General features: G+C 58.4%; 19 protein-coding genes and 1 tRNA gene. 7 read left to right on the top strand and 13 right to left on the bottom strand.

Going from position 1 to position 21,670, the window contains the following annotated elements:
• Position 1: 1 nt before the first annotated feature.
• The 5 genes from V7651_RS04905 to fliF are packed head-to-tail and all read right to left on the bottom strand — an operon-like array spanning position 2 to position 4,260.
• Positions 2-1,120 (bottom strand): FliG C-terminal domain-containing protein, encoded by a 1,119-nt coding sequence (locus tag V7651_RS04905; protein ID WP_335612434.1) that lies wholly within the window; start codon positions 1,118-1,120, stop codon positions 2-4.
• Complete coding sequence (locus V7651_RS04900) at positions 1,117-1,893, bottom strand: flagellar type III secretion system pore protein FliP (RefSeq protein ID WP_335612433.1); 777 nt, start codon at positions 1,891-1,893, stop codon at positions 1,117-1,119. Before V7651_RS04900 ends, V7651_RS04905 begins: the two co-directional genes overlap by 4 nt.
• Positions 1,880-2,197, bottom strand: a complete 318-nt coding sequence (locus V7651_RS04895; RefSeq protein ID WP_335612432.1) for a FliM/FliN family flagellar motor switch protein — start codon at positions 2,195-2,197, stop codon at positions 1,880-1,882. Before V7651_RS04895 ends, V7651_RS04900 begins: the two co-directional genes overlap by 14 nt.
• A gap of 4 nt (positions 2,198-2,201) precedes the next feature.
• Positions 2,202-2,795, bottom strand: coding sequence for a hypothetical protein (locus V7651_RS04890; protein WP_335612431.1), 594 nt, complete (start codon positions 2,793-2,795; stop codon positions 2,202-2,204).
• Complete coding sequence (fliF, locus tag V7651_RS04885; protein WP_335612987.1) at positions 2,788-4,260, bottom strand: flagellar basal-body MS-ring/collar protein FliF; 1,473 nt, start codon at positions 4,258-4,260, stop codon at positions 2,788-2,790. Before fliF ends, V7651_RS04890 begins: the two co-directional genes overlap by 8 nt.
• A 175-nt stretch (positions 4,261-4,435) precedes the next feature.
• Here fliF and V7651_RS04880 point away from each other — a divergent pair, with 175 nt between their 5' ends.
• The 3 genes from V7651_RS04880 to V7651_RS04870 are packed head-to-tail and all read left to right on the top strand — an operon-like array spanning position 4,436 to position 6,078.
• Entirely contained in the window at positions 4,436-4,960 is a 525-nt protein-coding gene (locus V7651_RS04880) for a flagellar basal body-associated FliL family protein (RefSeq protein WP_335612430.1), read from the top strand.
• 4 nt (positions 4,961-4,964) lie between these two features.
• On the top strand, positions 4,965-5,450 hold the full coding sequence (locus V7651_RS04875) for a hypothetical protein (RefSeq protein WP_335612429.1): 486 nt from the start codon (positions 4,965-4,967) through the stop codon (positions 5,448-5,450).
• A gap of 4 nt (positions 5,451-5,454) precedes the next feature.
• On the top strand, positions 5,455-6,078 hold the full coding sequence (locus V7651_RS04870) for a MotE family protein (protein WP_335612428.1): 624 nt from the start codon (positions 5,455-5,457) through the stop codon (positions 6,076-6,078).
• Between the two features lie 13 nt (positions 6,079-6,091).
• Here V7651_RS04870 and V7651_RS04865 read toward each other — a convergent pair whose 3' ends face one another.
• The 3 genes from V7651_RS04865 to V7651_RS04855 are packed head-to-tail and all read right to left on the bottom strand — an operon-like array spanning position 6,092 to position 9,777.
• The gene (locus V7651_RS04865; protein WP_335612427.1) at positions 6,092-7,336 is read right to left on the bottom strand and encodes a D-amino acid dehydrogenase; all 1,245 of its coding nucleotides are present in this window, start codon (positions 7,334-7,336) and stop codon (positions 6,092-6,094) included.
• 16 nt (positions 7,337-7,352) lie between these two features.
• A complete protein-coding gene (alr, locus tag V7651_RS04860; protein ID WP_335612426.1) occupies positions 7,353-8,510 on the bottom strand; it encodes an alanine racemase in 1,158 nt (385 codons plus the stop codon).
• Positions 8,500-9,777 carry an aminotransferase class III-fold pyridoxal phosphate-dependent enzyme gene (locus V7651_RS04855; RefSeq protein WP_335612425.1) on the bottom strand — a complete coding sequence of 426 codons (1,278 nt, stop codon included), beginning with the start codon at positions 9,775-9,777 and terminating at the stop codon, positions 8,500-8,502. Before V7651_RS04855 ends, alr begins: the two co-directional genes overlap by 11 nt.
• A gap of 88 nt (positions 9,778-9,865) precedes the next feature.
• Here V7651_RS04855 and V7651_RS04850 point away from each other — a divergent pair, with 88 nt between their 5' ends.
• The 3 genes from V7651_RS04850 to V7651_RS04840 all read left to right on the top strand — a co-directional run bounded on the left by V7651_RS04850 (position 9,866) and on the right by V7651_RS04840 (position 13,094).
• Positions 9,866-10,810: a carbohydrate kinase family protein gene (locus V7651_RS04850; RefSeq protein ID WP_335612424.1), complete on the top strand. Its 945-nt coding sequence runs from the start codon at positions 9,866-9,868 to the stop codon at positions 10,808-10,810.
• Positions 10,810-11,466, top strand: coding sequence for a class II aldolase/adducin family protein (locus tag V7651_RS04845; RefSeq protein WP_418887224.1), 657 nt, complete (start codon positions 10,810-10,812; stop codon positions 11,464-11,466). The genes V7651_RS04850 and V7651_RS04845 overlap by 1 nt, the downstream gene beginning before the upstream one ends.
• 80 nt (positions 11,467-11,546) lie before the next feature.
• Positions 11,547-13,094: a N,N-dimethylformamidase beta subunit family domain-containing protein gene (locus V7651_RS04840; RefSeq protein WP_335612422.1), complete on the top strand. Its 1,548-nt coding sequence runs from the start codon at positions 11,547-11,549 to the stop codon at positions 13,092-13,094.
• A gap of 31 nt (positions 13,095-13,125) precedes the next feature.
• On the opposite strand, the gene V7651_RS04835 is transcribed toward V7651_RS04840, so the two are convergent.
• Both V7651_RS04835 and V7651_RS04830 read right to left on the bottom strand, forming a co-directional pair.
• Entirely contained in the window at positions 13,126-14,532 is a 1,407-nt protein-coding gene (locus V7651_RS04835; protein ID WP_335612421.1) for an MFS transporter, read from the bottom strand.
• Positions 14,533-14,542: 10 nt separating this feature from the next.
• Positions 14,543-16,819, bottom strand: a complete 2,277-nt coding sequence (locus V7651_RS04830; RefSeq protein WP_335612420.1) for a TonB-dependent receptor — start codon at positions 16,817-16,819, stop codon at positions 14,543-14,545.
• Positions 16,820-16,965: 146 nt separating this feature from the next.
• On the opposite strand from V7651_RS04830, the gene V7651_RS04825 reads away from it, so the two are divergent.
• On the top strand, positions 16,966-17,649 hold the full coding sequence (locus V7651_RS04825) for a TetR/AcrR family transcriptional regulator (RefSeq protein ID WP_206741576.1): 684 nt from the start codon (positions 16,966-16,968) through the stop codon (positions 17,647-17,649).
• A 41-nt stretch (positions 17,650-17,690) separates the two neighbouring features.
• On the opposite strand, the gene V7651_RS04820 is transcribed toward V7651_RS04825, so the two are convergent.
• The 3 genes from V7651_RS04820 to V7651_RS04810 form a co-directional block, all read right to left on the bottom strand.
• On the bottom strand, positions 17,691-19,373 hold the full coding sequence (locus V7651_RS04820; protein ID WP_335612419.1) for a M20/M25/M40 family metallo-hydrolase: 1,683 nt from the start codon (positions 19,371-19,373) through the stop codon (positions 17,691-17,693).
• Positions 19,374-19,547: 174 nt separating this feature from the next.
• A tRNA-Leu gene (locus V7651_RS04815) sits at positions 19,548-19,632 on the bottom strand.
• A gap of 432 nt (positions 19,633-20,064) precedes the next feature.
• The gene (locus V7651_RS04810) at positions 20,065-21,606 is read right to left on the bottom strand and encodes a Fic family protein (RefSeq protein WP_335612418.1); all 1,542 of its coding nucleotides are present in this window, start codon (positions 21,604-21,606) and stop codon (positions 20,065-20,067) included.
• Between the last annotated feature and the right edge of the window lie 64 nt (positions 21,607-21,670).

Here is a 21,670-nt window from a genome sequence, read left to right as displayed (position 1 = left end):
CTCAGGCTTCAGCTGGCGCTGGGGTCGTCACGAGCGTGATCTGACCACTGCGCTTCATGGTCATGAGCATGCTCAGGAACTCGCGCTGCACCTGTTCGCCTTCGACCGGCGAGGGCGCTTTGGCCTCCCCCAGTTCCTCACGCAGCTTGTCTGCCAGACGCGAGGAAATGTTGCCCAGCAGAAATTCCGCCACGGCAGGATAAGGCCCTTGCAGACTGCTGAGCAATTTGAGCGAGGTGGCCTCGTCCAGTTCGCGGAAAACGACAGGCACGCCATTCTTCGGCAGCATGTCCGGCAAGCCATCAATCGTGAAGAGTGACTTCTGGATACCCTGCAACTTGTCCTCATGCGAGGTCTCGAGGAACTTGACCAGCGTGTCGCGTTTCTCCGCCGGAATAAGGCTCAGCAATTCACCAATCGCCGACAGGTGATCATCATTCTCTTCAGATCCTTCGTCTTCATTGTTGAGAAATTCCATCTCGATCATGCGGGCCAGAACCTGGTCGATTCCCGGATCCACCTTCTGGGCCTGCACCATGAAGCCCATGGCAGGCGTCAGTTTGGAATCATCCAAGAGGGCCAGGACTTCCGATGCGACTCCAAGCTCCATCTTGCGGAGGATAAGAGCGATGATGTTGGGAGAGAGCTTGCCTAGATAGGCAGCGATCTGTTTGGGCTCACGGCGGGCAAAGCGCACCCATGGGTCGGCTGATACTTCAGCCGTTCCAGGCACAGCCTGCTTGCTGGCTTTCTCATCGCCCATGATCATCGCAAGCTTTTCGGCGTCGAGCACGCCCGCCAGCACTTCGCGGGCCTTATCCCGTCCGCCGCGCAGGGCACCATCGGAGCCGCGCAAATGGGTCAGGAAGTCGATGACGATCGCGACAATCTCGTCGCGTGCCACGAAAGAGATATTCTGCAATGCTACCGCCACCTTTGCCAGCGCCGCATCATCCAGTTTCTCGACAATCGGCTTGGCAGCCGCCTCGCCCAGCATTGCGATGATAACAGCGGCGCGTTGCGACGGCGAAATCGTCGACACCGGCACAAGCCGTGGCACAACCGGCTCAGGCGTTGTTGAGAGTCTCGTGGCCAGTTCCGTACGGGGCTGGGTGCTCATCCGGTATATCCTCTCAAAACCGCTTCGGTGATCTTTAGCCAACCATCAGCCAGAATGAAGAATCCAAGCTTAAACGGAAGGGAAACAACTGTTGGCGGAACCATCATCATGCCTACCGCCATCAGGACAGACGCAACGACCAGGTCGATCACCATGAAGGGCAGGAAGATCACAAAGCCGATCTGGAAGGCATGCTTGATTTCCGACAGCATGAAGGCGGTTGCCAGAAGGGAAAAAGACGGTGCCTCACCTTCCACAACCGGACGGTTCACAGCCTCACCGAGCACCACAATCGTTTCCGGCTCAATACGGCGCGACATGAATTCGCGAAACGGCCCGGTCGTGTCCACCCAGGCCTGCTCCTCTGTCGACACGCCATCCATATAAGGCGAGATGCCTGTCTCCCAGGCATCCTTGAAGACCGGTTCCATGACGAAGAAGGTCAGGAACATGGCAAGCGCCATGATCATCATGTTCGGCGGCGCCTGCGGCACGCCAATGGCCTGGCGCATGAAGGAAAACACGATCACCATGAAGGGAAGGCATGTGACCATCATCGCGATCGCCGGCACGAGGCTCAGCACCGAGATCAGCAGGAATAGCTGGATTGTCGAGCGGCTGAGCCCTCCCCCCGCCCCGTTCAGGACGTCATCGAGGCCTGCCATGGGCGTCGGCGGGGCGGCTTGCGCATGGGCAGCCATTGCGACGCACCCAAGCGCCGCAATCAGGATTGCCAGAAAGCGATAGACGCCGACGCTCCTAAGCGATGGCATCGCCTGCCTGCTCTGATATTTCGGTGATCTTGACGCCCAGCGATCCGTCTTCTGTTTCGACCAGTTCGCCCCGCGCGATCAGTTTGTTTTCGATCGTTATATTGACAGGATCATCAATGCGCGATGTCAAAGGGACAACTGATTCAGGGCGCAGTTCGAGAATTTCCGAGACACTCAATCGCGCCTGCCCGATCGACACCGTAACGGTGACCGGTACGTTGAAAATAGAGCGCCGGTACTTGTTCGCGGTCGTCGTTTCGCGCCGGTCGGCATCAGGTTGTTGAATCTCTTCGGGGTTTGCCATGATTTTACTCTTTGATCGGTGCTTGAGGGGAATCCAGCTGGGCAAGGCAGGCCGTTAGAAGCCCATCGAAATCGAAGGTGACACCGCCGGTTTCCCACGACACCTCTACGCGGGAACTCTCGTCTGGTCCGGCTGCGACGACGGCACATCGCTCACTCAGCGTTGGCGAGGCAGCAACCAGCTCACGCAACTTTTCGGCGAGGAGCGATTGCGCGCGAATCTCAACGGCGGGAGCCGTCGTCGGCACCATGGAACTCAGGTGTTGTGCAATCTCTTGTGCCAGAAACGCGCGAGAGAGCTCCGGAAAAAGGCGCGCAGCGAGGGCCTGTGTTGTCTTGAGCGTTTGTTGACGCGACTCTCTTTCCAGCCGCTCTATCGTGTCCGAGAGGGCCGCCACGACAATCTCGACATCAGCAAAATCCGGATGAACGGGCGCCATTATTTCAGGCTCGGGATCGGGCGCCGCGACTTCCGGAACAGGCTGTTCCAGCTCAGGCTCAGCAACCGTCTGTCTCAGAAGAATGCGGCGCGCATTGGACACAGGCGCCAGAGCGTCCATATCAAACCGCGGCCGAGTGGCAAGGAAGCCTTCACTCATTGACAGCCGCCTTCCGGTCTTCATTCAACCATTCCTGAAGGATGGCTGCTGCATCATCCTGGCGCGTAGAGGTATAGTCTTTCAATGACAGGAACGGGTCTGCGGCAGCGCCATCGACGCCCAGAGCAAAAGGATCACCCGCGCCGCCAGCCATGCCTTCCAGCTGCGGCTTCTGGCTGAGCAGGGGACGGATCACGCCGAACGCCAGCACAATGACCACGAGACCGAGAACCACAATCTTGATACCAGACCACATATAGCGCTCCATCAGCTGCTGCACGAGGCTGGGTGCCTGAACCATTTCAGGTTCTGGCAGCGCCTGGAAAGGCATGAATTCAACCGTCAGGTCATCGCCGCGGCTTGTGTCGAGGCCAGCGCCTGAAATGATCAACTGCTTGAAATCGACAGCCATCTGTTCGGTAAGGGTTGCCGCATCGGGGGCCGCAGGATCGATGCCAAGAACCTGATCGTTGAGGAGTACCGCCATTGAAATACGCTCAATCGCGCCCGGCATGCGCTCCGTTTCGGTGCGCGTCTCGTTGATCTCATAGGAGACCGTCTCATTCGAATTACGGGCTGTGCTATTGGACGAACCGCCAGGCGCATCATTCGCCTGCGGCAGGTTGCTCGCCGCCGTGACGGCGCCGGATGTTCCGCCGCTCGACTCGCTGACATCACCGGTCGACCGGTTTCGTACAACACGGGAGTCCGGATCGAACGTGACGGCGGATGTGCGCAGGCTCTCATGGCTGACGTCCACCGAAACAGAAACGCGCGCATTGTTTGGCCCAACGCGCGCCTCCAGCAGCCGCATGACTTTCTGCTCGAGCATGCCTTCCTGCGTTTCAGCCTGTACGCCCGGCTGCTTGGCAGTGTCGTTGCCCGGTCCGGCGAGGATGCCCTTCTTGGAATCGATGACCGCCACTTCGTCCGGGCTCATGCCGGAAATGGCGAGCGCGACCAGATACTGGATCGCCTGCGCCTGCCCGCTGGAAAGATCATACTTGGTGGCCAACGTTACGGAGGCAGTCTCTTTCGGGGCGCTGCGCGAAAATCCGCTTCGCAGGCTGGCTCCGATATGAACACGGGCCGATTCAATGCCAGGGATGGCGAGAATGGTGCGGGTCAGTTCGCCTTCTTTGGCGCGCCAGTACGCGGCGTTATACATTTCCGAGGTGACGGAAAAACCGTTTACGCTATCGAGCAGCTCATAGCCCTGAACTGACTGTTGCGGCAGGCCAGCCTTGGCGAGGGAAAAGCGAACGGCGTCGCGGTCCTTTGCGCCAACGAAAATCGCGTCGCCGCGAATTTCATAGGGCGTGCCACGCTTTTCGAGTTCTTCAATGATCTCGCCTGTCGGCGCTGGCTCAAGGCCGGAGTATAGCAGTGACATAGGCTGTTGCGTCGCGCCCCGCACGAGAAACGCCATTGCCAGTGCAACGCCAAGGACAGCCACCCCAAGCATGATTTGCCGAGACAACGGCAACCCTCTCAAGGTTGAGATAAAACTCATAACCCACCAACTCCGAACTGAACCCTGCTCCCGGTATTGGTTAATTTATTACGAGTAATTGTTAACGGTTCCTTTACCCCAACATTTGTTTAACAGACATCTGGGATGGTAAATTAGGTGACTGCCTATGGCGGGGAAGAAGGCTTCGAAGGCCGCGAGTACAGATGGCGTTGACGCTGCACCGGCTGGTGCGAAATCCGGCGGTGTCGTCGGCTTGGCGCTGCTCGCTGTGGGCGCGCTCGCAACCTCGTTTGCCACCGTCTTTTTTCTTACACCTTCGGCCCCTGCCGATGCGACACCGGTGTGTGCCCCCGGAGAATCACCTACAGTTGCCGAATCATCCATCAAGCCCAACCAGTCTTATGTCGAGCTTCGGGATATTCTCGTCACGATCGGAAGCGAACCAGCGACGCGGTACATAAAGCTGAAGATTGCGATCATATGCGACTCGGGCAGCACGTCCGCCGTCACCGATGCGGAGCCAGTGCTGGTCGACGCCTTCACAAATTACCTGCGGTCTGTGGAGCTGACAGATTTCGAGAATCCCGGCTTTTATTCCCATATGCGGGACCAACTCGGGCGGCGCTCACAACTGGTGCTCGGTGGCGGCGTTTCTGATGGCGTCCTGATTACAGAATTCCTGTTGAGGTAAGGCGATGAGTTTCGAACCCACAGACATTGCGATCATCCTGGTGTCGAGTGCGGCCTGCGTCTATTGCTTCGTGCTCAGTCGGCGCCTGAAGGCGCTGCAGAACACAAAGGATGGCCTTGGGGCCACCATTCTGGCCATGTCCAAGTCGATTTCGGCCATGTCGAGTTCAACACAGGAAACCCGGTCACATGTCGGCGAGATGGCCGGCCGCCTTGCCGGCCTCCTCGAAGAAGCCAATGCCACCTGCGCCCGCCTGGAGACGGTTCAGTCCTCACTGGAAACCACCCAGCAGAGCGCTGTCGATCAGGTGACCAACACGCAAACGGAACTCGGCATCATGATGCGGATCATCCTCGACCAGTCGAAGAGCCGAATCGTTGAGATGACGAACATGATGCAAGAATTCCGTGAACTGACAGAAAAAGATGCGGAACGCGGATGCGCCTCTGCGCCTGCGCGCAGGCCCGCCATCCCGTATCCGGCGGAATAACGCGATGAAATCATTGAATAACCGCGGCTCGTATGTCCTCCTGACGCTCGGCTTTCTCTTTGCCGTCGGTGCCGCCGTGCGTTTCCTGCCAAGCAATCTTGCAACTGCCGCAGAAGCACTGGCCGCAGGCACGCATGCCAGCGAGGAAGACGCGCATGAAGTGGTGGAAGCCGCCGCCGCACCCGAAGCAAGACCGATTGACGAAGTCTGCTTCACCGCCGAGACGGCAGCAGCAATCACCGCAGAGCAGGAGTTGATCGCCGCGCAGGAAGACCAGCTGCAGGGAGATACCCTTGCATTGAAGGCTCGCTCACTCGAGCTCGATAGCCGAACGGCTGAGCTGAACGCCCTTCAGGAAACACTCGAAGCGCGCTGGAAGGAAATGCAGACCACCTCGGACGAGGACATCATGCATCTGGCCCGCATGTACGGCTCAATGAAGCCAGACCAGGCGGCGGCCATTTTCAATCAGATGGAGCCTGATTTTGCCGGCAATTTCCTGCGCCTCATGCGCAGCGAACAAGCCGGCCTTATTATGGCCAGCATGGAAACCCGCAAGGCCTACGCTGTCAGCCTAAAACTGGCAGAGCTGAATGCCGATATACGGGATTCAGCCGCCTCCAACTGATGCATTGACCGAACTAGCGGTCCAGGCCCAGGTCATCTGCGCGAATATCCGGCGTTTGGCCCGAGATCAGGTCTGCAACCACCCGCGCCGACCCGCACGACATTGTCCAGCCCAACGTGCCATGCCCTGTGTTGAGATAGAGATTGTCAAAGCCAGTTTTACCGATCAGCGGCGTACCATCGGGTGTCATGGGGCGGAAACCGGACCAAAAAGACCGCTCCGTGGACTCAGTCGCCTTCGGGAACAGGCTCAAAAGCGAATGCTCAAGCGTTCTCTGTCGCCGAGGGTTGAGGCTGCGGTCGAACCCGGCAAGCTCTGCCATTCCCCCCACCCGGATGCGATCGCCAAGCCGGGTAATGGCTACTTTATAGGTCTCGTCCAGCAAGGTGGATTGCGGCGCGCTTTGGTCGTCGCCGACAGGAACTGTAATCGAATAACCCTTCACCGGGTAAACCGGCAAGCGCAGCCCGATAGGACGCGCCAGAACAGGCGACCAGCTTCCGCAAGCAAGGACAAATGCATCAGCGTTGATGCTATTGCCGGCAACGCACACCGAGACACGGTTGCCCTGACGCTCCAGTTTTTCGATCGGCGCATTCCACATGAAATGTACGCCGCGTTGTTCCGCAATTGCCGCCAGCGCCTGCGTAAACTTGAAACAATCGCCAGTCTCGTCAGCGGGCAGCCGTAGACCACCTACGATCGGCGTCTCTGCCTTGCGCAGGCCGGGCTCGATCTGACGGCACCCTTCCGCATCCAGAAGTTCGAAATTTACACCCTCACCCTTCAGGACGCCAATATCCATTTCAGCTGAATCAAGCTGGGCATGCGTCCGGAAAAGCTGAAGCGTGCCCAGTGTGCGGTGATCATATTCAATGGCCTCCGTTTCTCTCAACGCCTGCAGCATCGCACGGCTATAGGTCGAGAGGCGCACCATTCGCGCCTTGTTGATGGCATAGCGCTGCGGGGTACAATTGCGCAGCATACGGAGGCCCCAGCTAATCATGGCAGGGTCAGGCCGCGGCTGAACCACTAGCGGCGCATGCTCCATAAGCAGCCATTTGAGCGCCTTGAGTGGTATTCCCGGCGCCGCCCATGGCGCCGCATAGCCTGGTGATATCTCGCCTGCATTGGCGAAACTCGTCTCAAGGGCTGGGCCCGACTGGCGATCAATCACGGTGACATCATGCCCCGCAACAGAAGCATAATAGGCTGTCGTCACGCCGACGACGCCTGCACCCAGAACAACAACTTTCATTTTATACCTCTAAGCCCTATTGAGCCTGACCCGTGAAGCGCCGCTCAAACCGCTTACCAAGGCCGGTGAGAACCGCATGCGGCGCCGTGTCGAGCAGTGTCGCCAGATCGGATACGCTTTGATGCTGGCCGATCAGCTCAACCATGTCGCCAGGCTCTATGCTTTCCGCCGAGATTTCTGTGACGTCCGCCGTGCACGTATCCATCGAGACACGCCCCACGAGCGGGAGCGAAACGCCGTTTAGCCATACCGCGCCTTTGCCACCAAGTGCGCGCGGCCAACCATCCGCATATCCCACCGATAGTGTTGCAAGCCGCCGGGGTGAGGGCGTCACATAGTCATGGTCATAGCCGACCCCCACACCGGCTGGCACAGTCCGGATCTGGATCACCCGTGCAGAAAGTGCGATCGCAGGACGAAGACCTTTCGTCGGACCGGGCAAGGGATCAATACCATAGAGCACCAGTCCGGGACGAACCAGACCGTCAGCATGATCAGACATGCCCATGGCGGCTGCAGAATTGGCCAGCGATCTCTGCGCTCCCGGCACGCGTATCGCCATCTCCGCAAAACGCCTGGCCTGGTCTGCATTGGCAGGCGCATCAGGCATATCAGCGCAGGCCAGATGGCTCATCACAACGCGCAGGTCGACCCAGTCAAGGAAACCGGGCTGCCGCAGGAGCGTTTCCAGATCATTCATCCCGAGTCCCAGACGGGACATGCCCGTATCCAGCTGGAGGACAGCTGGCAATTTTTGGCCGATCTCGGCCGCCTGTCTCTGCCAGTGTCGCGCTTGTTCCAGCGTATTGAGTACCGGAAATATACCGGCCTGCGCACACAGACCTTCCATGCCAGGCGCAAGACCGTTGAGCACATAGAGGCGCGCAGATTCGGGAAGGCCTGGAACCAGTTCCAGCGCCTCTGCGAGATGCGCCACAAAGAAGTCCCGGCAGCCTGCACCTGCGAGCGCAGGCGCTATGGTACGCGCGCCCAACCCATAAGCATCTGCCTTGACCACTGCGCCAATGCGCGCCGCAGGCGCTTTCATCTGAACGAAGCGATAGTTTGCAATGACCGCCGAGAGGTCAATCGACAGAACGCCCGCCTCAGCATGAACGGATGATCCGATCCGGTCAGCCATTTCATTCAGCCGCACAGCTGCTTCAGTCAGCATTTGTGAGTTTGCTTAGTACAGCGAGCTTTTCGACTGGCGGTATCGCGCCTGCATCGCGAACAATCTTGAAGGCCTCGTCACTGGCCTGGAGCGTGTCGTCGATGTCTTTTTCTGTCATCGCCGCACAGATGAACATGTTGTGCCATGGGTGGAAATAAACGCCACGTTTCATCAGTGCATCGTTCCAGAGATATCCCTTCCCGAGCCCCGGATCGTTGTCGAACATGATAAGAGGCATGACAGCCGGGCCGGTTTGCCGAAGTGAAAATCCGTGGCGTATTGCCGCTTCGTCCAATCCGGACCTTAGACGTTCACCCAAAATCTGGGTGCGCTCAAGATAGTCTGTCTCGCGCACCATTTTCAGCGTTGCAAGCGAGGCAGCCATGGGGGCAGCAGAAAACCAGTAAGAGCCGGTGACATAGATTGTTGCCGCTGCGGCGCGCGCTTTCTCGGCGCCGAGAAGCGCGGAGATCGGATGGCCGTTTGCAATCGATTTGCCCCAGCTTGACAGATCCGGCTGGACTCCGACGCGTGACCAGCTGCAGTCACGCGCGAGGCGCAGGCCAGCCCGCACATCGTCGACTATCAGCAGCGCGCCCGTTTCGTCACATAGTTCACGTGCGCGGCGTGCATAGGCCGGGTCGAGATCTTGCTGATCCACAAATGTGTCGTGCTTGATCGGCGAGGCAAAGACAGCCGCCAGATCATCACCCGCCTCACGGACGGCAGCCTCCAGGCTTTCAACATCATTATAGTCGTAGAAAATCTGGTGGGCCCGGTCACTCGGCACAACACCGTTTCGCAATGGTGTGCACCATGGCGCGGCGCCGTGATACGCACCTTTGGCGAGTACGATGGTCTTGCGGCGCGTATGGTTGCGGGCGATCATCATCGCCATCGTTGTTGCATCTGTGCCATTCTTGCAGAACATTGCCCAGTCGGCATGCGTAACCAGCGCCGTAATCTGTTCGGCAAGCTCGACCATGAGCCCGGCAGGACCCGTCATCGTGTCGCCCTGCTTCATGCGGTCAATATAGGCGGCATCAATATCCAGTCGCCCATAGCCGAAAAGGTTGGGACCGTAGCCACACATATAGTCGATATAACGATTGCCATCGACATCCCACAAATAGGCGCCCGAGGCCCGATCAAAGAATTGAGGGTAATCATCCGGCAAGAGACGAACGGACTGGTGACCGTACATGCCACCCGGTATAACCGCCTCAGCCCGCTCACGCAGATTCTTGTCAACAGAATTAGACCACATGGCGCCCTCGCAAAGATTATGAATGATAGTTTTGACTATCTTACTATTTATGTCTAGGTTCGCAAGGCGAATTATGGAGGATAGTTCAGTGAAGCGGGATCTTATTTGTGTCGGGCTCATCACGCTGGACGTGGTCGGCCGTCCGATTACCGAAATTCCAGCCAATGAAGGCGGTCGGCTGATCGAACAGATCGCCTGTGCGCCCGCCGGAACAGCCGGCGGCACGGCATGTGTTGCGGCTCGCCTCGGGGTGAACACTGCGCTCGCAGGCGCGGTCGGCGATGACCTGACCGGACGCCTTGTGCGCTTTGCTCTGGAGGAAGGCGGCGTCGATACTCAACTCGTGCAGACGCTTGCAGGTGTTCCCACCTCGACGACCATCTTGCCCATCGACAATGAGGGGCGCAGGCCCACACTTCACGCCCCCGGTGCTGGCTCGATCCCTCCCCTGACCGACGCGCTCAAGGACGCGGTTCAGAACACGCGATACCTGCACTATGGGGCCATCGGTGCACCAACATTTGACGGCGGACCCGGCGCAGAACTGTTGAAACAGGCGCAAGCGAGTGGCGCGGTGATTGTGTGCGACCTGATCGCGCCCGGCCCCAGTGCACGGGACGAGCTGGCGCGCGTACTGCCGCACGTCGACTGGTTCCTGCCAAGTGCCGACGAAGCCCGCCGCATAACGGGTGAAGACGATCTTGCCATGGCAGCGCAGGCTTTCCTTGCCATGGGCGCACGCAACTGTGTCATCAAGAACGGACGCGCGGGCGCCGTGATGGCGGCAGGCGAACTGAAAGGGCGGCTTCCGGCCTTTTCCGTGAAAGTGGCCGACACAACGACTTGCGGCGACTCCTTTTGTGCGGGCTTCATCGCCGCGCACCTGAAGGGTTGGGCCGACCTTGAAGCCCTTCGGTTCGCGGCTGCGACGGCCGCGCAGGTGGCGCAAGGACTTGCAACTTATGGCAAACTCGAAAGCTTCGCGGCAACAGAGGCGGCCATGCACACACTAACCGTACTTGAGGACGCATGATGGACAAGGCACTTGAAAACAAACTGCGCGAGCAGATTACCGAGGTCATGCAAGCCATGGACGCGCGCGGTCTGAACCGTGGCACGTCCGGCAATGTGTCGGCCCGTTTGGGCACGTCGCTTCTGGTCACGCCGACCGGTGTGCCGCCGAGCGCACTCCTGCCGGAACATATCGTCTGCATCGATGCAGATGGACACTTTGATCCTGACGGCATGCGCCCGTCGAGCGAATGGCGCATGCACCAGCAACTCCTGGCCCTGCGACCTGACGCCAACGCAGTCGTCCACTGCCATTCCCGTCACGCGACAATGCTGGCCTGTGCCCATCGCGAGATTCCGCCGCTCCATTATATGGTTGCCGTCAGTGGAGGCGCGAGCATTCCCGTTGCGCCCTATGCGACATTCGGATCGGCCGAACTTGCAACGTCCGTGATCAACACGCTCGGCGGACGCTATGCCGCCCTCATGGCCAATCACGGGCAGGTCGTCGTCGCGCCGAGCCTCAAGCATGCCCTCCTCATTACCGAAGAAGTCGAAGAGCAAGCCGCGATCTATTGGGGCACTTTGGCCATCGGCGGGCCCGCCCTGCTTTCGGATGATGAAATGTCGCGCATCCTGGATCGCTTCAAGACCTATGGGCAGAAGAAGCAAGGCTGAATGCCGCAGCGCGCCTCACCGCCCTTGCACATAAGATATCTATAGCTACCGTCACTAAAGCACCCAATTAGGAGCTTCGCATGCTTGCCTGTTATACTGATCGCCTCAGCGTCCGCCCGGGCGAATCCTTTGCTTTGCATGCCACCGTTGCGAATGGGCCATGCCTCCTGGAGATCGCCCGCGTCGGCGCCGCACGTGAAATCGTTCTGACCATGGATAGCATCGAGGCAGGTGAATATCCCGTCCCGCCGCATGTCGACCGGGATGGCTGCAACTGGCCCGTGGCGCTGGAAGTGAAAGTTGGCGAGGACTGGAAGTCCGGATATTATGACATCTGCCTGACGGACACCGCCGGGCAAAAGACTCACCATTTTGTCTGTGTACGCCCTACAGTTGGCACGACTGGCTCGAAAGCCGTCATGGTCCTCTCTACCAATACGTACCATTCCTATAATTGGTGGGGAGGCGCGAATGCCTACTCAAACGTTACAGGCTTGATGAACGGCACCGTCCCGTTTGCGCAGGCCATGGACGAGGCAATCGGTGTTCTCTCCACGCAGCGCCCCTTCGTTCAGATGATTATCGCGCCACCGGAAAATCCGCCGCGCCTCGTCAATATGCGCAAGCGTGAATTCAAGGAAAAGCCGTGGGCCGCGGATCCGAAATTCATGCGTGAACACAGTGTGTCGCCCTATGACGGCTCGGCCGGATTCCTGCACAAATGGGAACATGCATTTGTGGCTTGGGCAGAGACCGAAGGCTACGCACTGGACTTCGTGACCGACTATGATCTCGACGTCGATCAGTCTATCCTCGAAAGTTATGAATCCGCCTATTTTGTCGGCCACAGTGAATACTGGTCCGGCAACGAGCGCGCGCAGGTCGAGCGCTTTGTCGACGCCGGCGGCAATGTGGCCATCCTGTCGGGCAATACCTGCTTCTGGAAAGTGCGCTGGGAAGATGATGGCCGCACCTATGTCTGCCACAAATGGAAAGGATTCGAGGCTGAAGACGTGCCAGCAGACCAGGCAACGCACCTCTGGTCCCATTCCGCCTTTGGCGCACCGGAAGCAGAACTCACGGGCCTCAGTTTCAATTTCGGTGGCTATCACCGCCTCGGCATGTGCGTGTCGCGCGGTCAGGGCGGCTTTACCGTTTACAATGACCGCCACTGGGCGCTTGAAGGCTCTGACCTCTTCTACGGTGATGTGCTGGGGGGCGACATTCCGCTCATAGGCTACGAAAGCGACGGCTGCCTGTTCGAATTCGGAAAAGACGGCCTACCGCGCGCAATTCCGACGCTGGGCGTGCCAGCGAACCTCGAGATCATTGCGCTGGCCCCGGTTGCCTTTGGTGAAGACGCCGAAACCGGATACGCCGCCATGATCCCACCTGAGAAACTCGATGTCATTGCCGAAGTGACCTATGGCGACAGCTCACCTGCATCGCAGCAACGCGTCCTGCGCGGCCACACGATGATCACGAGCTTCAAGCGGGGCAAAGGCGAGGTCTTCAACTCCGGCACGACGGAATGGGCGCACGGCCTTGCTGCGAAGGCCCCCTTCGTCGCCGCGATCACCCGCAATGTCCTGGACAAGTTTGGCGTGACACGCCGGGCGGAGGGCTAAACCCTTCGCCAAGGCACCTTGCGCCGATGCGTCAGGCGGGATCGATTTCCCGCCCGCCGCCTTTCACCAGAAAGAGCAGAAAGAAGCCCGCCGCAAACAATACGGTCACAGGGATAAAACCGGCCTGCTGCGATTTGAACACGCTGGTAAATATGCCGACGAAGAGCGGGCCAAGCCAGCTTGTGCTGTTGCCAGCCAGCGCAGCGAGCCCGAAGAAGGCGCCCATCTGCGACTTCGGGGCGATGCGCGTCAGCAGTGTACGGCTGGATGACCAGGCCGCGATCTGGAACACGAAGCCGAAAAAGCCGCAGAGCAGGAATGCCATTTCCGGCGCTGTCGTGAACATGGGTCCGTTCCACAAGGCAACCGGATCGGCGATATGAATGAACAGGATCTGGTCAGGCGCAGCGCCAATAATACTGATCAGGCCCAGAACCGATCCGGCGATCTCGATCTGGAAAGCCACTTTCGGCCCGAACATCTCGTCCAGCAAGCCAGCCGCAAAGCCGCCAATAAAGCCCGCTACACACCCAAGCAGGCCGTAAACCAGCATCTCAGTTGCGCCCCACCCCATCACGCCGGCCGCATAGACGCCACATAGGACAAGAAGAACGCCACCAGCATCTTGCGCCAGGGTCCGGGCCAGCAGGTATATCATTGCGTCAGAATTATCCTTTGCATTCCTGACTAGCCCGATCAGGGATTTAACCCCGCCGAGAATGGATTTCAGCGATGCCTTTTTGGCCAAGGATGGCGCGTCACGGCTGAACAGGAACATGGGGATGGCGCACAGGGCGAATGTCGCCGCCACGAGGATTGGTACGATCCTGTCCGGCTCATGCGTTTCCTTTGACAGCCCAAGCAAGGGCGTTTCCGGCAGCATGAAAGCGAAAAGAATGAAGAGCAGCAGCCCAATGGACGTTACGTTCCCAAGCGACAGCGCGAGTCCTGATGCCATCGGCTGCATGCGCGGCTTGGCGGCATAGGTGAGCATAGAGGAGAACAGAACTTCACCGCAGGACAGCAACACTGCGATCGCGGCCAGAATGCCGGCAACGACCCAAGGCGACAGAAGCGTTCCGCCCGGAAGCGCGAACCACAGACTTAGCATCAGCGGGATGACCAGCAGCGTGCAAAGCCCGAGCCATGGCTTGCGCGGCCCAAGCAAGTCGACCGTTGCCCCCAGCACAGGGCCGGCGAAGGCTACGGTCAATCCTGAAATGATGCCGACCTGGGCGATCATCGCCTGGCCCTTCACGGCATCGCCGACAACTTCCGTCGCAAAGTAGGGTGCGAAGAGAAAGCCGCTGACAAGGCCGATATAGGGATCACGGCCGCCCTGGTAGAGCGCCCATGACCACGCACTCCGGTCGAGTTTCCGGCCAGAGACCGGAAACTCGGGTGAGGCTTCCATCTCACCCGAGGGCCCTGCCGACATCAGGGCCATCCTAGTAGTTGTAGCGCAGGAAGATGCCCACGCTGCGAGGGCGCGAATAAGTCAGCAGATCAACACCGAGACTGTCGATCGGGTTAGCCGAAGTTAGGTAGGCCTCATCCGTGAGGTTACGTCCCCAGAAGCCACCTTCGATATGGCCGCTCGCGGAAGTCATAGCGAGCTCGGCTCCGACGAGCCACAGCTCCGGATCGGAAAGGCGCTCACGCTCCGTGCTGTCGAAAAACACTTTGGAGCGATAGGAGATGTCAACGCTTGGCGTGATCGTGGCGCCGCTTGGCATTTCAAATGTGTACTGGGCGCGTGACGTCAGGCTGTACTTGGGCGCCTGCGGCATCTGATCGCCGGAATAGTCATCGCCCAGAGACTTGTAGTCTCCATATTCAGCATGCAGCCAAGCCATCCCAAGAGACAGGTCCAGGTTGCGCACTGGCATGTAGGTCAGTTCCGCTTCGGCACCGTACATGTCTGCGGAGGCCGCATTGTCCAGCACCTGCACAGTGACCCCGTCACGCAGCACAGTCGAGTAAGCCTGTATGTCCTGATAGTCATAGTAGAAGCCGGACAGGTTCAGGCGAAGACGCTGGCCCATCAGATCGCTCTTGGAGCCGACCTCATAGGCATTCACCGTCTCGTTGGCATAGGGCTGAATCTGCGAGGCGTCATCGGCATTGCCGCCGAAGAAACCACCGCTCTTGTAGCCCCGGCTATAGCTTGCGTAGACATTCGACAGGTCGCTGAGATTGTATTTCAGGCCTACCTTGCCGGACCAGTCGCTGAATGTCTTGCTGTCCTTGACCGAGAACTGGACGATCGATTCTTCGATGGTGCGAGCATAATCCATCGTCTTGTCGTCCGAAGACCAGCGCAGACCCGTTGTCAGGATGAGGTCCGGTGTCAGCTCATAGTCGGCCTGGCCGAAAATGGCATACGTGTCAGTTGTCTGCTCGTAGGGATAACCGAAGACGCCGATCGAATTCTCAGGGCTTGCGCCATTTGGGTTCTCGGGCGTCACAAAGAATGGACGGTAGGCACGCAGAAGGTCGTAAGCGCTTTTGCTGTCAGTTGTATCGCGCATGTAATACGCACCGACGACCCATTGCAGCGCACCAACATCCGAAGCGAGACGCAGCTCCTGAGAGAACTCTGTCTGCTGGTTGATGTAAGATGATTCAATCATCTGCAGCGGGCTGGAATCAGTATTTTCCTGCGCGTTACGCTTAACGTCCTGCCAAGCCGTGATTGATGTCAGCGTCAGGTCGCCAACGCTACGGTCAACCGACAGCATGAGCGAGGTCAGATCAACCTTATCGAGACCTTCGAGATTTGAGTCGACCTTGTATGGATCGGGATTGGTATCGGCATATCCGAGCAGATCGGTGCAGAGTCCGCTGCGATAGGCATTCGGCGCGCAAACGCCGTCTGGGCCAGCCGCTTCCGGCGCCGATGGAAAGAGCGCGCGTGATTTTGGCTGTACAGCGCCACCACGGTTCATGAAACGATTGACCGTGAACATGACATCCGTGTCGCTGTCAGGTGTGAAGAGAAGCGAGCCGCGCACAGCATACTGTTCCGTGAAGTTCACGTCATGTCCGGTTGCCGCATTGGTGCTGAAGCCATCGTCTTCGGCATATTTGGCCGCAATCCGGAAGGCGAGCTTGTCTTCCACGATCGGCCCGCCGAAGGCTGCCGTGGCATCAACAGCGTTGAAGGTGCCATACTCAAGCGCGGCATAGCCCTCGGGCGAAAAGGTCGGGCGCTTGCTGATGACGTTTATGGCGCCGCCGGTTGTGTTGCGACCATAGAGCGTACCCTGTGGCCCGCGCAGCACCTCGACACGATCGAGATCGAAGAATGTCGCGAACTGCGCGAGCGGTGAGCCGATATAGACGCCGTCTGCATAGAGACCGACACCACTTGAAGACGTGGGGTTGAAGTCATTGAGGCCCGAGCCGCGGATGAAAATCTTCGGGTTTGCAGCCGCATCAGCTGCGGCAATACGCAGGCCGGGAACGAGATTGTCGAGTGAGACGACATTGGTCACGCGCTGCTTTTCCAGTGTCGACGACGACAGGGCCGTAATGGCGATCGGCACTTCCTGAACATTTTCAGAGCGTTTCTGAGCGGTCACAACAATCTGCTCAAGCACAGCAACGGCGTCTTCAGTCTCCGCCTGCGCTGGCGCACCCGCATCAGCTTCCTGTGCCTGCGCATATGCACTCGCGGCCATCAAAAGCGCCGCAGCGCTGGTACCAAGAAGACGCAATCTCATTACACTATTCCTTTCAATCTGCCTCTGAGGCTTTGGGATAGGGTAGCGATCGCTATATCTTTTACAATAGCTTTTATTACCATTTGATGATGTTACGTTTTCATGTGAGATAAATGTGCAACTTCACTCCGGGGACCGCCAAAGAAATGAGCAGCATGCCCAAGGCCGCCAGCGGAAAGCCTCTGAAAAAGTCCGCGTCACAAGTTGACACGACGACGAAGCAATTGCCGCAGCAAGCCCGCGCGCAGGACACGTTTGAACTTATCCTGGAAACGACCGGACACCTTCTGGATGAGGTCGGCCTTGAAAAGCTGTCCACAAATCTGGTCTGCAAAAGGGCCGGCCTGTCACCGCCCGCGCTCTATCGCTACTTTCCGAACAAGTATGCCATCCTGCGAGAGCTGGGCGAGCGTCTTATGGACCTTCAGGATCAGGCGGTTTTGGTCTGGATCGACAATGGCGGCCTGAATACGTCAACATTTGAGGAAGCCGTCGAAAGCCACCAGCTGTTGCAGGAAGGCGTGAACGAAATCACACGCAACTTCCCGGGCAATATTTTTGTGCTTCGAGCCCTTCGCGCCATTCCCCTGCTCAGGGAAGTTCGCATCGCGTCGCGCGACATGGTGGCTGAACGCCTGTCAGATGCGATGTCCAAACGCGACCCCAGCATATCCCGCGAGCGCTATGCCGCAGCTGCCCGACTAACGACAGAACTTGCCTATGCGGCCATGGAAATGGTGCTTGAAGAGCCTGAGCGTGATGCCGAGCATATCAGCACGGAAGTCGCGCGCATGATTGTCCGATACTATGCCGTGCTGAAGGATGACTAGCGAGGCGTGAATGGGCCAAACAAGGCCCCATCGGACCGAGATCAGTCAACAATGCGCGCCGTGGCACTTGCATCCCGCAATGCCTTGAATTCCGAAGTCTCCTTGAGATCCGGCCAAATCTGCGAATTGGCAAGGTCCCGCGTCATGTCGAGAAAGAGCTCTACATCCTGCGCCGCACCGCGCAGGTCCCACTCGGGATCCCATGCATCATACTGGTTGTGATAGCGATTATCCGTATAGCCTTTGACCCACGCATTGCCTGCTTCCCGGCCGCCATCGACCAGGTCAGGCCCACCGGCGATGCCCATGATCAGCAGCACCGGCACACCGCGGCGCGCGAGCGAGAAATGGTCAGCCCGATAGAAAAGCCCGTTCTCCGGCAGCCCCTCTGGCGAAACGGTCCGTCCCTGCCCTGCGGCCGTCTCCGCCATGAGCTCTTCCAGATCACTCTGCCCTTCGCCGACCTGAATCACATCACGCGCAGGTCCCGCTGTCTGGAGGATATCCAGCGTCAGATTGGCAACCGTCGTCTCCAGTGGATAGATCGGATCCTGCGCATAGGCCTCTGATCCCAGAAGGCCGCTTTCCTCGCCCGTCCAGGCGGCGAACACCACGGTTCGGTCAAGGAGCGGTCCGGCTTTCAGGTTACGCGCGATCTCCATGATCCCCGCAAGGCCTAGCGCATCATCATTGGCACCCGGCCGCACGACCCGCCCCTGCGCATCCGGCGCGCCGATGCCGTAAGCATCCCAGTGGCCTGACAGCATGACCGTCTCGTTGGGCCGCGCCTTGCCGGTGATCTTGCCTAACACATTCTGGCTTTCGGCCGTTTCAACCGATAGGGCGAGGTCTGCATTGAAGCGGAGATCACCCAGTTGAATGGCCTTAAAGTCACGCTGGCGCGCGGCCGTGCGCAGGACGTCCAGATCATAGCCGGCCTGGGCCAGCCATTGCTTCGCCATATCCTCGTGCAGCCAGCCCTGCAGGTCGACCGACGCCGCCTTGGCGCCCTTCCCGGCCACAGCATAATTCTCCCCCGGGGAGGATGACGCGACATTCCAGCCATAACCGGCCGCCTTGGTCTCGTGAATGACAAGCGCCGCCACGGCGCCGCGACGGGCCGCCTCTTCGAACTTGTAGGCCCAGCGGCCATAATAGGTCATGCGCCGTCCGCCGAACACACCGCTGACAGGGTCGTCTTCAGCCACACCGAAATCAGGATCATTGACCAGGAAAAGGGCTACCTTCCCCGTCAGGTCCATATCGCCGAAATCATCCCACTCCCTCTCAGGGGCGGTAACGCCAAAGCCGACGAAAACGACCGGTGCGTTCTTCACGGCAATGGTAGGGCGGGGATTGGCAGAGCTGATTTCAATATCGCGGCCTTGTTCAATGGGTATCGTGAGGTCGCCGTACCGCACATTAAGCGTCCGCACCTCCGTGACGACGGAATGCTTGAGGGTCACGGGATCCGTCCACTTGCCATCGCGCCCACCAGGCTCCAGGCCAAGTGCGGCAAAGCGCTTGATCAGGTAATCAACCGTTTTCGTTTCGCCTTCGGTGCCGGGCGCGCGCCCCATGAACTCGTCGGATGCCAGGACTTTGACAGTTTCGGACATGTTCGCCGTATTGATCGGGGAAACATCACCCCCGAGGGGCAGTGTGTGTGCACAGGCCGCCAGCACGAGACCAGCACTTACCGAAACCAATAATGTCCTGAGCATCTGCACGTCACCTGTCCTGCCTGCGGCTTTCAAAACTGGTCTCGCTTGTAACTCGATTTGCCACCTCGCCAAGGCCCCGGCACAGGCCACCGACGGGGAAGGCCTCGGGCTACGCGCTGCTACACATTTGATTTTGATGAGTTTTGCAAAACAAAACCGCTCCGGAAAGCGGTTTGGTGCAGAAGAGGACTCGAACCTCCACTCCCTTGCGAGAACTACGACCTGAACGTAGCGCGTCTACCAATTCCGCCATCTGGGCACGGGGTAGGAAGGCGGTCAAATACGTGCTGATGCAGCGGGCGTCAACGGGAAAACTGTAGGGCGATGCGTCAGAAACATTGGTGACCCCGGCGCGATTCGAACGCGCGACCTACAGATTAGGAAAATATACCAGGGGTTGTATTACGTTGCTGCGATTTGACAAAGTACAATAAATACAATGATTATTTTGCCTCACTTTGATATACTTTGTCAGGTCAAGTTGGAAAAAGTTACCAAGGTTACCACGGGAGCCCAAAATCACCTCATGAAACAGAGGCTGTATCTGTGGGTCGGACAGTCGCAAGGCTCGACCAGGATTGTCTCCCTGTGCTGATCTTTTGGGTGACAATAATTGCAGCTTTTTTTCATACTGAATGCGCAAGTTTATACGTTGGTAAAAGTTGCCAAGCGCTATTCCGCAACAACCTATCTAGTCTCCAAGGAACGCTTCCGAGTACACTTTTTCTACCTTCTCGACCTCCGGCGCAGTCATCAGCGCGAACTCTCCTTCACGGGCCCGTCTGGATAGCCGCCCATCGTTCTGGCTGAGGAAATGGTAGAGGAGGTCAATCGTCTTGTCGGGCATTTCGACAAACACCTCCACACCGGCCTTGAAGCGATCATAGCTTCTCAGGAATGCGACCTCCCTCGGGAGGTCTATTTCGATTGTCTGGCGCACGCATGACATCAGGAATTCAGCATGGGGCGTCGCATCGAAATATCGATAGAGATCCGACGTGTCGTTCTGCACGTCGACATTGCCAGCGGGCGTCGCGCGCCAGTCTACGAAGGGCAGTATCCGGCGAGAGTGGGATTCCAGCACGCGGCGGTATTCTTCGATACGCTCCAGGATGGCGCTCGAAATCGGGAATACCAATCCCGGCGGGTTGAACCCAGCCCGCGCGAGGACGTGGTGGATCAGGTATCTGTGCAACCGGCCATTTCCATCCTCGAATGGGTGGATATAGACAAATCCGAATGCCAGGATGGCAGCGGCGACGATGGCGTCCATCGAGGACGCATACTGATCGTCAAAGGCCAGCAGCCCATCCATCAAGGCGAGCAGATCCTCGGGCCGGGCGCTGATATGATCTGGAATTGGCGCGCGTGTCGCGCGGTCGTGCGCTCCCACGAAGCCGCCTTCGTTACGATAGCCCCTTTGCACAAATCGCGTGTCACCCAGGACGAGTTCCTGCAAGCGCCGGAGCTCTGCATGGCTTAGTGACCGCGCTCCAGCTTGCCCGATCGCAGCGCCCCATCTCTGGAGCCGATCTTGCGGCGGACTTTCGCCTTCTATCGCATAACTGGACTTGGAGTCATTGAGCAGCAGGAAAGCGGCTGCGCGCGTAATCATGTCCCTTGGCACAGATCCGATTGCAGCGGCTGCCTCGGACTTCAGGTCAAGCTCCAGCAAAGCCGCAATGTCCGGGGTCCGAAACACGATCGGACAAAATGCCGGTGTGCCCGGGAGATTGTCGCGCACACGATGTCGACGGGAATTTGCTGAGCGCCCGGCGAGTTGCTGCGTCTCATCGATGGCATCTACATAGTTGCCCGTCTGGGCATCGGGCAGGTCAACGGCCTCGCCGAGAAGCCATTCATAGAGAAACCAGGCACGTCGTGCATATTGACTGGTCGGCGCCGCTGTCACGAATTCTTCGATTGCAGCGGGACCAGTGGCTCGGAACAGGGATTTCAGGACAAGCAGGTCCAAACCTTCATATTTCAAAGCAAACGTCAGGTGGCCTACAAGGCTCGGCTCTGGCGCGTGGCGTTTCGTGTAGACAGTCCAGTCTGACACTTCCACCTCCCGATAATCCGCGCGAAATGCTGAAAGCGAATGAGGGGTCGGGACGACGAGGTCGTATGCCGCGATCAGCGCGGCGTAACCGACCGGTTGCGTATCCTCCGGAACCATACGATCCCGAATAATTCTTACATCTCGTCCAAAATCGATATCTTTGTCATTCATTTCGAATAATCATTATATTTGGAGCCATTCACGTTTTTCTATATAGTCGAAAAACGATTACAAA

It is taken from the genome of Hyphomonas oceanitis, assembly GCF_036964545.1.
Classification (GTDB): domain Bacteria; phylum Pseudomonadota; class Alphaproteobacteria; order Caulobacterales; family Hyphomonadaceae; genus Hyphomonas; species Hyphomonas oceanitis.
The sequence above is the reverse complement of the archived record's forward strand: the minus strand, read 5'-3'. Positions and strand labels throughout refer to the sequence as shown.

Excerpts from the sequence above, each read along its gene's own strand:
- V7651_RS04870 (WP_335612428.1), top strand. The coding sequence starts at position 5,455 with ATGAAATCATTGAATAACCGCGGCTCGTATGTCCTCCTGACGCTCGGC.
- alr (WP_335612426.1), bottom strand. The coding sequence starts at position 8,510 with ATGCTGACTGAAGCAGCTGTGCGGCTGAATGAAATGGCTGACCGGATC.
- V7651_RS04840 (WP_335612422.1), top strand. The coding sequence starts at position 11,547 with ATGCTTGCCTGTTATACTGATCGCCTCAGCGTCCGCCCGGGCGAATCC.
- V7651_RS04845 (WP_418887224.1), top strand. The coding sequence starts at position 10,810 with ATGGACAAGGCACTTGAAAACAAACTGCGCGAGCAGATTACCGAGGTC.
- V7651_RS04810 (WP_335612418.1), bottom strand. The coding sequence starts at position 21,606 with ATGAATGACAAAGATATCGATTTTGGACGAGATGTAAGAATTATTCGG.
- V7651_RS04890 (WP_335612431.1), bottom strand. The coding sequence starts at position 2,795 with ATGAGTGAAGGCTTCCTTGCCACTCGGCCGCGGTTTGATATGGACGCT.
- V7651_RS04820 (WP_335612419.1), bottom strand. The coding sequence starts at position 19,373 with ATGCTCAGGACATTATTGGTTTCGGTAAGTGCTGGTCTCGTGCTGGCG.
- fliF (WP_335612987.1), bottom strand. The coding sequence starts at position 4,260 with ATGCTTGGGGTGGCTGTCCTTGGCGTTGCACTGGCAATGGCGTTTCTC.
- V7651_RS04875 (WP_335612429.1), top strand. The coding sequence starts at position 4,965 with ATGAGTTTCGAACCCACAGACATTGCGATCATCCTGGTGTCGAGTGCG.
- V7651_RS04895 (WP_335612432.1), bottom strand. The coding sequence starts at position 2,197 with ATGGCAAACCCCGAAGAGATTCAACAACCTGATGCCGACCGGCGCGAA.
- V7651_RS04835 (WP_335612421.1), bottom strand. The coding sequence starts at position 14,532 with ATGTCGGCAGGGCCCTCGGGTGAGATGGAAGCCTCACCCGAGTTTCCG.
- V7651_RS04855 (WP_335612425.1), bottom strand. The coding sequence starts at position 9,777 with ATGTGGTCTAATTCTGTTGACAAGAATCTGCGTGAGCGGGCTGAGGCG.
- V7651_RS04905 (WP_335612434.1), bottom strand. The coding sequence starts at position 1,120 with ATGAGCACCCAGCCCCGTACGGAACTGGCCACGAGACTCTCAACAACG.
- V7651_RS04900 (WP_335612433.1), bottom strand. The coding sequence starts at position 1,893 with ATGCCATCGCTTAGGAGCGTCGGCGTCTATCGCTTTCTGGCAATCCTG.
- V7651_RS04830 (WP_335612420.1), bottom strand. The coding sequence starts at position 16,819 with ATGAGATTGCGTCTTCTTGGTACCAGCGCTGCGGCGCTTTTGATGGCC.
- V7651_RS04865 (WP_335612427.1), bottom strand. The coding sequence starts at position 7,336 with ATGAAAGTTGTTGTTCTGGGTGCAGGCGTCGTCGGCGTGACGACAGCC.
- V7651_RS04880 (WP_335612430.1), top strand. The coding sequence starts at position 4,436 with ATGGCGGGGAAGAAGGCTTCGAAGGCCGCGAGTACAGATGGCGTTGAC.
- V7651_RS04825 (WP_206741576.1), top strand. The coding sequence starts at position 16,966 with ATGAGCAGCATGCCCAAGGCCGCCAGCGGAAAGCCTCTGAAAAAGTCC.